The following is a 14,490-nucleotide window of genomic DNA, read 5'->3' as shown; positions in this document are numbered from 1 at the left end:
GCCCTCCAGATCAAGTTTAGAGAAATAAACATGCCCAAAAAAATAAGAGCTTGTCCCATTCTGAAAAAGGACAAGTTCCATATAACTAATCTATTAGGACTTTTCCTTTCCAAAATGGGAGGCGCATTTGTTTCCATAGTGCGCCCGGCGGCCAAAAAACCGTAGCTGCTGCCTTAGGTCAGATGGCTCGGAAAGCTAATATGTTTTTGGTTGTTGGTATCCGATAAAAACACTGGAACTATTTAGTTTTTTCATCAACTCTGCATCGTAATTTAAAAAGCCCCCCTTCTTTAAGAACTTGGATTCATTTAACAAAAATGCACTTCAAATCAGAGAACTGTTATTCTGCTTAAAAACTCCAAAAACCTTTATGTAAATTATGACAATGCGTCAATACCTATTGAAAATCGTAAATATGAACTATGGTAGCTAATAGTTGAATATACCTCGAATAATTGGCAAACTCAAGTTCATTTTTGATAAATAAACCATTATTATATGTAATAATTACCAAGCCCCATGCAAACAACTCTGAACGCGAATAGGCTCCATTATTCGCGGAGCCTATTTTGTCTTGCTAACTTATAAAGTGCAATACCCTTTGTCTTACATATAGCGCTTGTCTTACCTGTGCGCTATGCTTGTTGCAGGTTCATTAGCCTTTTCAGTAAAAGTTATGGCGGGGAAGTTAACAGTGTTCAGAGGAGGCCGTCCTTCCAGCACCTGCAGGACATTTGCGACCGCTGTAGTCCTCAGGCGCTTCAGCGACTGCTCGCTGTAATAGGCTGCATGAGGGGTAATGATTGTTTTCCCGCTTTTAACAAGGTAATTATCCGGAGCAGGCGGCTCATGCTTCATCACGTCGAGGGCGGCTCCGGCAATAACCCCGCTTCTTAGCGCCTCGCTTAAAGCATTTTCATCTATCACGCTGCCCCGGCTGGTATTGATCAGGAAGGCAGTTCTTTTCATGCACGCCAGTTCCCGCGCTCCAATAAGGTGCTCGGTAGATGAACTTAAGGGAATGTGTATCGAAACGTAGTCTGAACTTGAAAGCAGGGTGTCAAGGTCCGCTTTCCTTACCCCGTGCAAGGCCATCTCGCTGGATTCTACGAATGGATCGTAGGATAGCACCCTGAGATCGAAGACAGACGCTTTGCGTGCCACAACCTGGGCGATGCGGCCGAAGCCGACCAGCCCTAGGGCCTGCCCCGCCAGGCACTGCACCCCGCTGTGGAGAGGCTGCCAGTATCCCTGGCGCACCTCGGTGTCAAAAGCGGTAATGCGTCGGGAAAGAGCCAGCAGCAGAGCCAAGGTATGGTCCGAAACCTCACCGGCGCAGTAGTCCGGTATCGTGCAGACCGGTATCCTCCGCATGGAGGCGGCCTCAAGCGGCACGTTGTCGTATCCTGCCCCAAGCACCGAGATGACCCTGCACCTGGCAAGCCCCATCACATGGTCGTCGCTAATCCGGAAAGAGACCTGCAGGATAACGGCGTCTGCCAGCTGCGCGTATACCGGGTAGTCTGTGACAAAAGTTTTTGTGGTTGAGTATACCGGCTTCATACCTGCATCGCGCAGCAGCTTATTTTCCAGATCATGATTTCCAAACTCGTCATCAAGGATCCATACCAGGGGGTGATTTTGTACAACATTAGCTGTCATTTCATGACTCTCCTTCAAGTAAAGTTATTTCTCCAGAAAAAACCAGTGAAAAAAAACGAAAAGAGGCTGTAAAAGGAAATATTCCTTTTACAGCCCCCTGAAAACTAATGACTTTGGGCTTAAAAATATTTAATTTTATTTATTATATGCGATAGGAGAATAATTTGGCAAGGACTTAAATATGGTTTATACCCAGGCCCATGACCTCATGTTCGTATCCCTTAATAGGGGCGCCTATGGTCCCGTACAGGGCAACTGCCAGCCACTCGCCGTCGGCCACGTCACCTGCCATACGCGGTCCCCGGACGATACTGAAAACGAGGCCGGCGCTTCTCAAAATGCTCCCCAGCGCTATCTGGCCGCGGCAGATCCCGTGAAACGCGTCCAGCACGCTGTGGTACAAGGCGTGTTCCTCGCGGTACTGATCCTGGATTAGCGTATTTCTTTTAGCGGCAGTTTCCACGGCGGCAAATATTTTTTCTGACTCTATAGATCCCACCCGTCCCCTGCATACCCGGTAGCCGTGCTTTTCAGCTTTTTGAAACAGGCGCTTTTCATCCTCGTGGGTATCAATAGAAACCAGTACCGCAATCCTGCCTATACTCGGGGGAACACTCATGTTCCAGGCCTCCCGTTTTTATCAGTTTTACTTCAAACAATACAATAGATCGGTTGAAAGTCCTGCTTTTAACATTAAATTTTATCTTTCTTTAAAATAAATAGAAAATTTTTACTAAATTGTATTATTTTATCTAGAAGGAATTTTGATTTTTATGTTGAAATTTGATTTATTAAATTTAATTCCATATGTTCTCCGAGCTTTGATAACCTTAGCAATTTGCATGGTTTCACGGCCGAAGGGTATGATGGGAAACTGTCATGCCTCCCAGTGTGGAAAGGAGGGCAAAGCTTTATCCGGTAGATAGGGCTTTGTCTTTTTTAATAACTTAATATTTTTCTCTCCGAGCCAAATTGCCTAAAGCTTTTTAAGCTATGGTTTTTGGCCGGCAGGGTGCATGGGGAAACTTATGTGCCTTCCATTGCGAAAAGGAGAGTTTGGATTTTTATGCCGGGCTTATTTCTTTCGCAATATAGCCCGGCATTCATTTTTTTGCGGAGGAGGTTTTAGTTAAAAATCAGACTGAATAGTACAAACTTGGGAGGAAGCTGTAATGAAAGAAAAAAACAAAATCTTAATTGCCATAGGGCTGGCTGCTTTAGTGATCTTGATGTTTACCGGCCAGTCCCTGGCGGCGCCGCCGGATATACAAAACCACTGGGCGCAGAAACAAATAAGTGATTGGGTGGATAAAGGATACATCAGCGGTTATCCTGACGGCAGTTTCAAGCCGGATAACACTATCACCAGGGCTGAATTTGTAACTATGGCCAACAGAGCTTTCGGAAAAAACGCCACCGTACCGGTTAGTTTTCCTGATGTCTCTTCTAAAGACTGGTTTGCGGCAGGGGTTGCCAAAGCAGTTGCTGCCGGCTATATATCAGGTTATGACGACGGCACTTTCAGGCCAAATGAAAATATTAAGCGCCAGGAAGCTGCAGTTATGATTACCAAACTATTAAACCTTGCTGTTTCAGCTGACGACCAAGTGCTGAACCAGTTTGCTGATTACGCTGACATACCGCAGTGGAGCAAGGGTTATATTGGAGCGGTAGTGGCCGCCGGTTATATGAGCGGGTATACTGACCAGACATATCAACCGGAGGGGCATATTACCCGGGCGGAGGCGGTTTCCACGCTGGACCGGGCACTTATGGCTTCTGTAGAAACAGTTACATATGACAGTATGGGTACATACGGTCCCGCGGACGGTGTGAAAACGATTGACGGCAGTGTAAATATCAGTGTCTCGGGTGTAACCTTACAAAACATTGTCATTACAGGCAACCTGTTTTTGGCGGAAAGCATCGGCGACGGCGATGTTACGCTAAAAAATGTAATAGTGCAGGGAAACACTGTTATCAAAGGCGGCGGCAACCGGAGTGTTACGCTCGAAAACTGTTCGCTGCCCAATATAACGGTTGGTAAAAATGGAGTAAGGATTGTCGCCTCCGGGAACACGTCTGTAAGTATTGTGCGGCTGGAATCAGGAGCCACGCTGGTAGAAGTGAGTTTAAGCGGCCCCGGGTTTGAAACGGTGACAGTTACGGAACTGGCGCCGGCTGACGCGGAGATAACTCTGGACGGTAATTTTGCTAATGTTAATGTATCCGCCGAAGCAGCTAGAATAAAGATCACTGGCGGCACGGTGACCAACATGGAAATAGCTGAAACAGCGCCGGGAGCGGTCATAGATATCGCGGCCGGCGCAAAAGTAAGCACTATGACATTGGATGCGGCGGTATCAGTAACAGGCCAGGGGACAATTGAAACTGCAAAAATCAATGTTTCAGGCTCTACTTTTGAGCAGGAACCGATTAATGTTGTTAAAGCAGAGGACGTTGATGTAACAACAGGTACAGGTGGCGGCGGAACACCAACTGGAACGATAACCATCAGCAATATCGATTCCACGAACACCCTGGGCAAGTTCAAGTTTGACACTGACACTGTAACGACCATTGACGCGCTTGAGGGGAAAATCATGGCTGACGGTGATGACGCGATTAATATTGCTAAAAGGAACAACGGCGAGGACGGAAAAGTTTGGAACGCTTTTATCGCGACCACCCCGTACGAATATGATATTGAATATGAGATAACCTGTGAATACCCATTCATAATTTCAGGTAATAACACTGTGATGTGGTCCGGTTCGAGTAGCGCGCCTGCCGCTACAAACGTCACGGCTGACGATGTGGACAACAACGGGGATGGTTCAGACCTGGAAGTCAGCTTTGACGGACCTAGAGGTCAAAACACAAGAATTGAATCTTACCGTGTGCTGGTAGTTAAATCTGCTGGCGCCTCATCCTTTACACTTTCTGATGCGAACGGCGTAACTGATTTTACGACAGTGGATAAAATCGAGGACGCTCCCAGCTATACTGTAGTGCTCGACGCAGACGCAAAAGACGTAGATGGGGACCCCATTACCGAGGACGTTTCTTACAAAGTTTTTGTCCTTTCTGTGGCTGACGGGGTTAACGCGACTGAAAACGCGCTGTCGGCAGCGTCCGCCTCGATAACTTTAAGCAGCGGTGGAGGCGGCGGTGGTGGCGGCGGAGGGACCGGCGACTTAAGTGACGCCGGCGCAGCGCTGGCGGTTGCGGGCAGCAAGACGGCAGGCGCGGCGTTTGACCTCAGCATCAGCGGGGCCAAAGACACAGACGGCGTTAACTTGGAAGGGAACGTTGCGGTAACCGTGACCAGCGACCTGGACGGCGAGGTGTACAGCGGCAGCGCGGCATTCACAGGCGGCGCGGCGACGGTAACCATCGCCGCCGGGGAAGTCATGACAGCGGGGACCAACACCCTGACCGTGGCCATTGCCGGGGTAACGCCGCAGCCGGAAGTAGAGGTTACAGTCGTGGCTGCGTCGAATATCAGCGCAGCCAACTCGACAGCACAGATAAGCCCGGCCCTGGCCGAGGGGGCGACGAGCACCATAACCGTGACCCTGAGAGACCAGTACAACAACCCAATGGTCAGTACGACCAAGAACCTGAAGATAGCTGTAACGATAACAGCAGCAGACGGTACAACAACCGAATCATATACTGTGGACGGGGATGTGCTGACCTCAACCCCGGCCCTGCCGCTGGACAGGGCGGGCGAGGCCACGGACGCGGACGGCAAGGTTTATTTTGACGTGACAGTGCCGGCGACAGTCGACGCTGGGGACGGAATAACGGTGCAGGTGACCCAGAACAACGGGACGGCAATTGGCAGCACTTTCAGCTACAGCGGCAGCGGTGGCGGCGGAGATCTGAGCGAAGCGAGCGCGGAGCTGGCGGTCGCGGGCAGCAAGACGGCGGGCGCGGCGTTTGACCTCAGCATCACTGGGGCCAAAGACACAGGCGGCGTAAACTTGGAGGGGAACGTTACTGTAACCGTGACCAGCGACCTGGACGGCGAGGTGTACAGCGGCAGCGCGGCATTCACAGGCGGCGCGGCTACGGTAACCATCGCCGCCGGGCAAGTCACGACAGCCGGGACCAACACCCTGACCGTGTCCATTGCCGGGGTAACGCCGCAGCCGGAAGTAGGGGTCACCGTCGTGGCTTTGTCGAATATCAGCTCGGCGAACTCGACCGCGCAGATAAGCCCGGCCCTGGGTGAGGGGACGACGAGCACCATAACCGTGACCTTAAGAGACCAGTACAACAACCCGATGGCCAGTACGACCAAGAACCTGAAGATAGCTGTAACGATAACAGCAGCAGACGGTACAACAACCGAATCATATACTGTGGACGGGGATGTGCTGACCTCAACCCCGGCCCTGCCGCTGGACAGGGCGGGCGAGGCCACGGACGCGGACGGCAAGGTTTATTTTGACGTGACAGTGCCGGCGACAGTCGACGCTGGGGACGGAATAACGGTGCAGGTGACCCAGAACAACGGGACGGCAATTGGCAGCACTTTCAGCTACAGCGGCAGCGGTGGCGGCGGAGATCTGAGCGAAGCGAGCGCGGAGCTGGCGGTCGCGGGCAGCAAGACGGCGGGCGCGGCGTTTGACCTCAGCATCACTGGGGCCAAAGACACAGGCGGCGTAAACTTGGAGGGGAACGTTACTGTAACCGTGACCAGCGACCTGGACGGCGAGGTGTACAGCGGCAGCGCGGCATTCACAGGCGGCGCGGCTACGGTAACCATCGCCGCCGGGCAAGTCACGACAGCCGGGACCAACACCCTGACCGTGTCCATTGCCGGGGTAACGCCGCAGCCGGAAGTAGGGGTCACCGTCGTGGCTTTGTCGAATATCAGCGCAGCCAACTCGACAGCGGAGATAAGCCCCGCCCTGGCCGAGGGGACGACGAGCACCATAACCGTGACCTTAAGAGACCAGTACAACAACCTGATGACCAACATTTCGAAAAACATGAAGATAGAAGTGACAGTTACAAACAGTGATGCAACGACGGCGGAATCTTACACAGTGGACGGGAGCACGGTGACGGTTACCGAAACGCTGACCAGAGGTGGCACAACCACTGACGCTGACGGTAAGTATTACTTTGATGTGGCTCTGCCGGCCGCCATCGACGCAGGCGACGGGATTTCCGTACAGGTTACCCAGAACGACCAGGCCAAGAAAATTGGCAGCCCTTTTTCTTTCACAGCCCCTTAAATTAAAAAGTATAGCGGAGGAGGGTAAAAAACATGTTTTACTGTAACAGAAGATTGAGCTTGACTTTTGTAATGATCGTTATTGTGATGCTAATGACTGCCCTGCCGGTTTTTGCCGGTAATGGCGACGGGTCGGGAGGGGGGCAGGGTGAACCTCTCAGGCTGGACTCGTCCAGCCCCTATAACGGGCAGACAGGCGTTTCGCTGCCGTTGTTAATCAGTATGACTTTCAATAAAAACGTGGTTAACATGACGGTGAGCGACAACAACCTGAGTTGTTTTTCGCTTTACGCGGCGGACGGCAGCAAGGTCCCGGTAGAGGTAATCATGGCTGACGACCAGATCGAGCCGGAGAAAAAAAGGGATGTAGCCCTGAGGCCGCTGCAGGAGCTTAAGCCTGGCGCCGCTTATACCGTTAAGGTGTCGTCGGCTCTTCAGGCCAAGAGTGGCGTTAATATGGGCAGTGACTTAACGATCACTTTTATCACGGCTAAAGACAATACGGCGCCTTCTGTTAATAATAATCCCACTCCGCAAAACCCGGGCAGTCCTCCTCCGGCCGGCACGGCAGATCCGCAGGCCGCGCAGGCAGGCCAGGGCGGCAATAATACTGGCGCGACTGACGGCGCCGTCTCCGCGGGCGGCAGTCCCGCTGTATCCACCGCTGGTAATACAGCGGGTTCCGGGGCGGAAAGCGCAGCTGGAGAAAGCGGCGGGCAGGGGGAGACCGTTAATTCTGAGCAGCCCGGAGGGGGCCAGGGATCCGGCGCGGCTGCATGGATATTAGCTATTGCCGCCCTGGTACTTATTGCGGCGGGTTATGTTATCTCCAGGAGAAAGAAATAGGTCTAAGGATTAAATTTAAAACCGCCGTATAGTTACACATATATATTATGCGGCGGGAAATCACTTTTGCGGGGGTGTACACTGTCAGAAAAAAAGCCATATACGCCATACTGTTTCTCAGCCCCCTTGTTTTTATATTTCTTTCCCTTTTTATCGGCAGGTACCATGTGCCGCTGCCGGCAATAATAGAAATACTGTGGAGCAAATTAACGTTGGGATACTGTAATTTACCGGACACCTACGTTTCCATTGTCTGGGACATCCGCCTGCCCCGCGCTATTTTAGGCGCCCTGGTGGGCGGCTGCCTGGCCATCAGCGGGGCTTCTTTTCAGGGGTTGTTCCGCAACCCGCTGGTGAGCTCCGGCATCCTGGGAGTCAGTTCCGGGGCTGGTTTTGGGGCTGCGCTGGCAATATTGATTTTCAGCACAACTTCATATATATATATATTCGCATTTTGTTTCGGCGGGCTGGCGGTATTAATGAGCTACATGATCGGGCGGGTATATAACACCACCCCGGCGATTATGCTGGTGCTGGGCGGGGTGATCGTATCCTCGGTCTTTTCAGCTTTAATTTCATTTGCCAAATATGTCGCGGACCCGTATGACCAGCTGCCGGCAATAGTTTTCTGGCTGATGGGAAGCCTGGCGTCAGCCCGCTTCCAGGATATTGCCGTGGCCGGTATCCCGATGGCTGTAGGCATAGCCGGCCTGTTTGCGATCAGGTGGCGGATAAACGTCCTTTCCATGGGAGACAAGGAAGCCCGCTCCCTCGGAATCAATACGGCACTGAGCAAAGGTATCGTTATATTCTGCGCCACCCTGGCCACCGCCGGGGCTGTATGCGTAAGCGGCATTATCGGTTGGGTGGGGCTGGTTATCCCGCACATCGGACGTATGCTGGTAGGCAACGACAACAGGGTGCTGATACCGGCGAGCCTTTCCCTCGGCGCGTGTTTTATGCTCCTGGTTGATAACATGGGAAGGGTGATCACCGGTTCGGAAATACCCCTGGGCATCCTGACAGCTATAGTGGGAGGACCTTTCTTTGTCTACCTGCTGAAAAAAACAAAAGGGGGCGGCTGGTAGATGCCATTAATTGAATTAAAGGACGCCTCCTTCGGCTATAACCATCAGGATATATTTAAAGACATAGGTTTTAAAATAGGAAAAGGTGAGATATTCTGTATTATCGGTCCCAACGGCTGCGGTAAAACTACTCTCCTGGACACGATCCTGGGAATATTGAAACTGAGGCGGGGCGATGTCCTGATTAACGGCAGCAGCATTCAGAAAATGCGGCCGCACGAAATTGCCAGGCAGATAGCTTATATACCCCAGGCCCACAACAAGACCTTTCCCTATACGGTACTGGATGTGGTCCTCATGGGGAGGGCTGCTTATACCGGGATCTTCTCTTCGCCTTCTGATGAAGACGTTGTTATTGCTGAAGAAGCTCTCGCACTGGTAGGCTTAACAAGGCTAAAAAGCCGGCCTTACACCCAGCTTAGCGGCGGGGAGGGCCAGCTTGTCATGATCGCCAGGGCACTGGCCCAAAAAACACCCCTGATGATAATGGATGAGCCGACAGCCCACCTTGATTTTAAACACGAGCTTACCGTATTGGAAACGATTGTTCAACTGATTAATGATACTGACTTGTCCATCATTATGGCGACACATTTTCCCAACCATGCTTTTTATTTTGAAAACAACAATATTAAAACATCAGTTGCTTTGATGGACCAGAAAACTTTTTCCCAGGTCGGGCGCCCGGCTGACATTATATCTGAAGAAAATTTAATGTTATTGTACAATATCAACGCCAAAGTAGTATCATGCAATATCGGCAGCGGCGCGGAACTAAAACAGATTATCCCCATTAGCACCATATCCTGATTTCTACATGAAAGGACTAACTGTAATGAATACAAGGAAATCGTCGCTTGTTCTTATCTTGACGGCCTGCCTGCTGGTATTACTGCTGGTTGCCGGATGTGCCAAAGACAACCCGTCAGGGAACGGGGCCGGGGCGCCTGAAAAGCAGGGCGCTGTAACTGTGACGGACTTCATCGGGCGGCAGGTGGCAGTACCGGATAAAGTGGAGAGGATCGGGTGTCTGTACGCCTTCTCGGGGCATGTGGTGGCCATGCTGGGCAGGGGTGACGACATCGTCGCTGTTGTTGAGGGATTAAAGAGGGATGTGATCATGCGGGAACTGTACCCGGGTATAGGTGACGCCCTGGTGCCTGCCTCCGGCGGGGCAGTCAACCTGGAAGAACTGATCAAAGCCAGGCCAGACTTGGTCTTCATCAGGACGGAAACCGCGGCTAATGAAGGTGAGAAGTCCAAGCTGGAGAATAGCGGCATTCCTTACATGGTTATCGATTACAGAAATATGAAAGAGCAGATGTTCATTATTGAAATGATCGGCCAGGCTGTAGGGGAGAAAGAAAGGGCGCTTAAATATAATGAATATTACCAGCGCTGTATTGACAGGGTGCAGGAAAGGGTGAAGGACATCCCCCTGGATGAAAGGGTAAGGGTTTACCACTCTGTCAATGAAGCCACCAGGACCGATGCCAGGAACACTTTGCCGGCGGATTGGACCCAGGCGGCCGGGGCGATAAACGTTTCGGTCAATGAGGAGCTGAAATTTTTAGAAGACAAGTATTTTGCGGGATTGGAGCAGATATTGCTATGGGACCCGGACGTAATCATAGTAAATGAAGCTGGTGTGGCCGATTATATTATGACCAACACACAGTGGTCGTCTCTGAGTGCGGTCAAGAACAACAAGGTATACCAGATGCCGGTCGGGATATCCCGCTGGGGGCACCCAGGCTCGCTGGAGACCCCGCTGGCTATCCTGTGGACTGCCAAAACTCTTTATCCTGAACTGTTCTCCGATATAGACCTGTTGGCTGAAACCAAGTATTTTTACCGGGAGATATTCAACTACCCCATATCCGACCAGGTGGCCGCCCAGGTTTTGAGCGGCAAGGGGATGAGAGCGCCAAAAGGCGAGGGCAATTGAGTAACGCTTTAAAATTTATAAAGGGGGGTTATTTTATATGCGGGTGCTTGTGTGCATCGACGATACAGACAACCTTGAAAGCATCGGCACGGGGAAACTGGCTTACAAAATAATCGGTGACATTGAAGAGCGCGGGTGGGGCATGTGCGAGGCGATCAGCCGCCACCAGCTGTATGTCCATTCAGGGATCCCGTATACATCGCATAACAGTTCGATGTGTTTCGGGGTTGACCTGGATGGGGCAAATCTTGAGCGTTTAATCAATTACGCTTCTGATTTTTTAATCCGTGAAAGCGCTGAAGGTTCTGACCCGGGCCTGTGCGTGGTTGTGCCGGATAAGCTGAAAGAGCCCGAACGGCTAATTGAATTTGGCTTTAAAGCGAAAGGCACTGTATTGACTAAGAAAGAAGCTTACCAATTGGCCAGCCAGCTGGGAATACACCTATCCGAGCATGGCGGCACCGGCGGCGGAGTAATTGGCGCCCTGGCCGGCACCGGTTTGCGCCTCAGCGGCAACGACGGCCGCCTCAGGGGCAGGCTGAAAATAGGGAAAATAGATGACGAGGTCTCAGTCAGTGAAATTAAGTTGCAGACCGGTGTAAAAATTGTGCAAAGCCTGGAAGGCCAAATGTTGAACGACCATGACCTGGTCAGGCTGGGCGAGAAGGTAAAGGCGGTTTTAATGGGCGGCAAGGTCGTGATGCCGGTGTATCCCACCGGATCAAACAACGGCGGCGCCCGCTGGCAGACCTGTACCAAGGAGCAGCTGAAAAAATTCTAATGAGACGTAAGGTATGAGACGTGAATTGTAGGTTGGCTTCAGCCGCACATTGGCCGGCTGAAGCCGGCCCTACAACAGGAAACACATCGAAATAGAGAATGCAGGATATACTCATGCTAACTAACCACGACTGACGACCCAAGACTCATAATGTCCCCGATTGGAATGCGGGATAAATTTCGCCCTACAACGCAATACCTGGATACTCACGACTCACGACTGCATTGGCCGGCAAAACCGGCCTTATTTTTTTAACCTTATATTAATAAATTTTTAATAAGTTTTTATTATAATGTATAATTATCATATAATGAAAATATTTGTATGGATTTGAATGGTATTAGACAAAAATGGTTTATATTAAAGTGTAAGGATACTTAACTAAAAGGAGGACTGACAAAATGGGAAAAACCATACTGTTTGTGCGTGAACGGCGTAAAGTGGAAAAAGGCGAGAAAAAACCCCGGTTTGCTTTTGTCGGCTCGGTGGGAACTGACCTGAGGATTAAAGTGAAGCATATCAGGAAAAATGAAATTGAGCAGATTGCCGCAATGATCGGAGCGGAAGTAGTATATCTGGAAGCCGGCAAACACGAAGACGATGAAGATGAGGACGAAGACTAGGAATAGGAATAGATTGAATAGGAAGGTAAATTAGCATCATGGCCTTAATCCGTGAAAGAGACAGCAAAAGGCTGCATATCAAGAGCAAGCTGATGGGCGAGACCCTGGTGGGCAGGAGCTTTTTGCAGAGCCTGGAATACGGTAAGACCTTCAGGGTCCTCCCGGATGTAAATATATTAAAGATTGGCGGACAGAGCATAACTGACATGGGAGCCAAGGCGGTTTTGCCGGTAATAAAAGAAATTATTGAAAACTCCAAGAAACATAAAATGATCATTTCCACCGGCGGCGGGACACGTTCCAGGCATGTTTACGCTATAGCCATGGAACTGGGTATGCCCACCGGTATAATTTCAAAACTAGGGCAGAGCATTTCTGAGCAGAACGCATTGATGCTGACCGTGCTGTTGAGCCCTCACGGGGGTATTAAAGTTGGCCACGACGACATCCCCAAACTGGGCGCTTATTTTGCCCAGGGATGCATACCGGTTATCCACGGCATGCCGCCGTACGGTTACTGGGAGCACCCACCCGAAGAGGGGCGGATCCCCAGCAACCGCACTGATGTGGGGGCGTTTCTGCTGGCCGAGGTAATAGGCGCGAAGCAGTGCATATTTGTTAAGGACGTGGACGGCCTTTATTCAGACAACCCCAAATTATACCCTGACGCTGAATTTATTCCCAGGATAGGAGCCGCTGAGTTACTGGAAAGGGAACAGGACGACCTGGCTGTGGAAAGGGTGGTGCTGGAACTGCTTAACCGCTCCCAGAACATCAGCGAGATCCAGATCATCAACGGACTGAAAGAGGGCAGCATCACCAGGGCTTTAAACGGCGAACATGTTGGAACAATCATATATAAGGATAAGTAGTTGAGCTAGCGTCAGACATAACAATTAAAGTTTAATTTGTGTATATTTTAGAAAGACCAGCCGGTTATCCGGTTGGTCGTTTTTATGCAGGCAGGAATTACAGCTTTGCTACGGGTAGGAATCACCGCTTGCATTATTGAATTATAATATAGATGATCAAAAAAATTTTAATGCGACAATGAGAACCGTCCCCACTGTCGCATATTAAGGGGGGATTCAGATTTCAGTGCCAGAAGGAGCGGGAACCACAGCTGAACCAGAACAAAAACTGCGCAACCGCTTTGACCGTTACGAGGTTGCCGGCGCTTTTGGAGATCTGGGAACACTTATCCCTTTTGTAATCGGCTATATTATGGTGACCAGGATAGACCCGCTGGGCATACTTTTTACATTTGGCATTATGTTAATTTGCTCAGGGTTGTATTATAAAACGCCTATTCCGGTCCAGCCCATGAAAGCTATAGGCAGCGCCGCGATTACACAGGTGTCCGCCGTTACTCCCGGCATGGTCTGGGGAGCGGGCTTATTTACGGGGGTATTCTGGCTGGCCATGGGGCTGACAGGTATGCTTGACTCTATCTCCAAATTCATCTCCAAGCCTGTAGTCAGGGGGATTGTGTTAGGCCTGGGCCTGTCTTTTATATTACAGGGTATCCGTATGATGCAGTCCGATTTAATTGTAGCGCTGATCGCACTGGCTATAACATTTATGCTTCTGACCAGCAGGCGGGTTCCCGCCATGTTTGTGCTGATCATTATTGGAGTGGTCGCGGCGCTGATTAAAAACCCCGGCCTTTATTATGAATTATCCGGTATCCGTTTTGATTTCCAGCTGCCTCATTTTGTGTTGGGGCAGGTTACATGGCAGGACTTCATAAAGGGCGCGCTCGTCCTGGGTATCGCGCAGGTGCCGTTAACCTTTGGCAATGCTGTTATAGCTATTACAGCAGAAAACAACAGGCTTTTTCCCGAACGGCCGGTCACCGAAAAGAAGATAGCTATTTCCCAGGGGATTTTAAACCTGTTTTCACCGTTATTTGGCGGGGTCCCCATGTGTCACGGAGCCGGTGGCATGGCCGGACACGTGCGTTTCGGCGCCCGGACCGGCGGCTCTCTGATCATACTGGGTATTTTTCTGTTAACTGTTGCACTCTGTTTCAGCAGTTCGGTACTGTTGTTATTTAATATTTTTCCCTCAAGCGTGCTGGGTGTAATCTTGTTTTTCGCGGGCTTGGAACTTGCTGTCACAGCTCGTGACGTGGGGAGAGAAAAGAGTGATTATTACACCCTGCTGGTTACCGCCGGATTTGCGGCCTGGAATATGGGCGCCGGCTTCGTGGCAGGAATTGTGATGCAGGAATTGATTAAGAGAAAGGTCTTCAAGGTCTAAGTCCTGTTTTATTATTTCATACAATATCG

At 50.6% G+C, this 14,490-nt stretch carries 11 protein-coding genes and 3 riboswitches; of the genes, 9 read left to right on the top strand and 2 right to left on the bottom strand.

Translation table 11 applies throughout. The features are described 5' to 3' along the window. Nucleotides 1–86: 86 nt before the first annotated feature. A riboswitch (molybdenum cofactor riboswitch) is annotated at nt 87–205 on the bottom strand. Nucleotides 206–624: 419 nt separating this feature from the next. Then, nucleotides 625–1,662, bottom strand: a complete 1,038-nt coding sequence (locus tag ACOBQJ_RS08130; protein ID WP_421071247.1) for a C-terminal binding protein — start codon at nt 1,660–1,662, stop codon at nt 625–627. Between the two features lie 175 nt (nt 1,663–1,837). Then, entirely contained in the window at nt 1,838–2,281 is a 444-nt protein-coding gene (locus ACOBQJ_RS08125) for a HutP family protein (RefSeq protein WP_421071246.1), read from the bottom strand. 181 nt (nt 2,282–2,462) lie between these two features. Next, nucleotides 2,463–2,580, top strand: a riboswitch (molybdenum cofactor riboswitch). 30 nt (nt 2,581–2,610) lie between these two features. Next, a riboswitch (molybdenum cofactor riboswitch) is annotated at nt 2,611–2,731 on the top strand. Between the two features lie 103 nt (nt 2,732–2,834). On the opposite strand from ACOBQJ_RS08125, the gene ACOBQJ_RS08120 reads away from it, so the two are divergent. From ACOBQJ_RS08120 to ACOBQJ_RS08080, 9 genes are all read left to right on the top strand, one after another. Then, nucleotides 2,835–6,914, top strand: a complete 4,080-nt coding sequence (locus tag ACOBQJ_RS08120; RefSeq protein ID WP_421071245.1) for an S-layer homology domain-containing protein — start codon at nt 2,835–2,837, stop codon at nt 6,912–6,914. 32 nt (nt 6,915–6,946) lie between these two features. After that, nucleotides 6,947–7,759 (top strand): Ig-like domain-containing protein, encoded by an 813-nt coding sequence (locus ACOBQJ_RS08115; RefSeq protein WP_421071244.1) that lies wholly within the window; start codon nt 6,947–6,949, stop codon nt 7,757–7,759. A 74-nt stretch (nt 7,760–7,833) separates the two neighbouring features. Continuing rightward, complete coding sequence (locus ACOBQJ_RS08110; RefSeq protein ID WP_421071243.1) at nt 7,834–8,847, top strand: FecCD family ABC transporter permease; 1,014 nt, start codon at nt 7,834–7,836, stop codon at nt 8,845–8,847. Then, nucleotides 8,848–9,657 carry an ABC transporter ATP-binding protein gene (locus tag ACOBQJ_RS08105; protein ID WP_421071242.1) on the top strand — a complete coding sequence of 270 codons (810 nt, stop codon included), beginning with the start codon at nt 8,848–8,850 and terminating at the stop codon, nt 9,655–9,657. A gap of 25 nt (nt 9,658–9,682) precedes the next feature. Continuing rightward, nucleotides 9,683–10,795 (top strand): ABC transporter substrate-binding protein, encoded by a 1,113-nt coding sequence (locus tag ACOBQJ_RS08100; RefSeq protein WP_421071241.1) that lies wholly within the window; start codon nt 9,683–9,685, stop codon nt 10,793–10,795. Between the two features lie 37 nt (nt 10,796–10,832). After that, complete coding sequence (locus ACOBQJ_RS08095) at nt 10,833–11,576, top strand: hypothetical protein (protein WP_421071240.1); 744 nt, start codon at nt 10,833–10,835, stop codon at nt 11,574–11,576. A 401-nt stretch (nt 11,577–11,977) separates the two neighbouring features. Beyond that, nucleotides 11,978–12,199, top strand: coding sequence for a hypothetical protein (locus ACOBQJ_RS08090; RefSeq protein ID WP_421071239.1), 222 nt, complete (start codon nt 11,978–11,980; stop codon nt 12,197–12,199). A gap of 38 nt (nt 12,200–12,237) precedes the next feature. After that, on the top strand, nt 12,238–13,071 hold the full coding sequence (locus ACOBQJ_RS08085; RefSeq protein ID WP_421071238.1) for a uridine kinase: 834 nt from the start codon (nt 12,238–12,240) through the stop codon (nt 13,069–13,071). Nucleotides 13,072–13,297: 226 nt separating this feature from the next. After that, nucleotides 13,298–14,461 (top strand): putative sulfate/molybdate transporter, encoded by a 1,164-nt coding sequence (locus ACOBQJ_RS08080; RefSeq protein ID WP_421071237.1) that lies wholly within the window; start codon nt 13,298–13,300, stop codon nt 14,459–14,461. Nucleotides 14,462–14,490: the final 29 nt, after the last annotated feature.

It is taken from the genome of Pelotomaculum propionicicum (genome assembly GCF_048984525.1).
In the GTDB taxonomy this organism is placed as follows: Bacteria; Bacillota; Desulfotomaculia; order Desulfotomaculales; family Pelotomaculaceae; genus Syntrophopropionicum; species Syntrophopropionicum propionicicum_A.
The sequence above is the reverse complement of the archived record's forward strand: the minus strand, read 5'-3'. Positions and strand labels throughout refer to the sequence as shown.

Bases quoted from the DNA above. Each gene is read 5' to 3' on its own strand.
- ACOBQJ_RS08130 (WP_421071247.1), bottom strand. From the start codon at position 1,662: ATGACAGCTAATGTTGTACAAAATCACCCCCTGGTATGGATCCTTGAT.
- ACOBQJ_RS08125 (WP_421071246.1), bottom strand. From the start codon at position 2,281: ATGAGTGTTCCCCCGAGTATAGGCAGGATTGCGGTACTGGTTTCTATT.
- ACOBQJ_RS08120 (WP_421071245.1), top strand. From the start codon at position 2,835: ATGAAAGAAAAAAACAAAATCTTAATTGCCATAGGGCTGGCTGCTTTA.
- ACOBQJ_RS08115 (WP_421071244.1), top strand. From the start codon at position 6,947: ATGTTTTACTGTAACAGAAGATTGAGCTTGACTTTTGTAATGATCGTT.
- ACOBQJ_RS08105 (WP_421071242.1), top strand. From the start codon at position 8,848: ATGCCATTAATTGAATTAAAGGACGCCTCCTTCGGCTATAACCATCAG.
- ACOBQJ_RS08100 (WP_421071241.1), top strand. From the start codon at position 9,683: ATGAATACAAGGAAATCGTCGCTTGTTCTTATCTTGACGGCCTGCCTG.
- ACOBQJ_RS08095 (WP_421071240.1), top strand. From the start codon at position 10,833: ATGCGGGTGCTTGTGTGCATCGACGATACAGACAACCTTGAAAGCATC.
- ACOBQJ_RS08090 (WP_421071239.1), top strand. From the start codon at position 11,978: ATGGGAAAAACCATACTGTTTGTGCGTGAACGGCGTAAAGTGGAAAAA.
- ACOBQJ_RS08085 (WP_421071238.1), top strand. From the start codon at position 12,238: ATGGCCTTAATCCGTGAAAGAGACAGCAAAAGGCTGCATATCAAGAGC.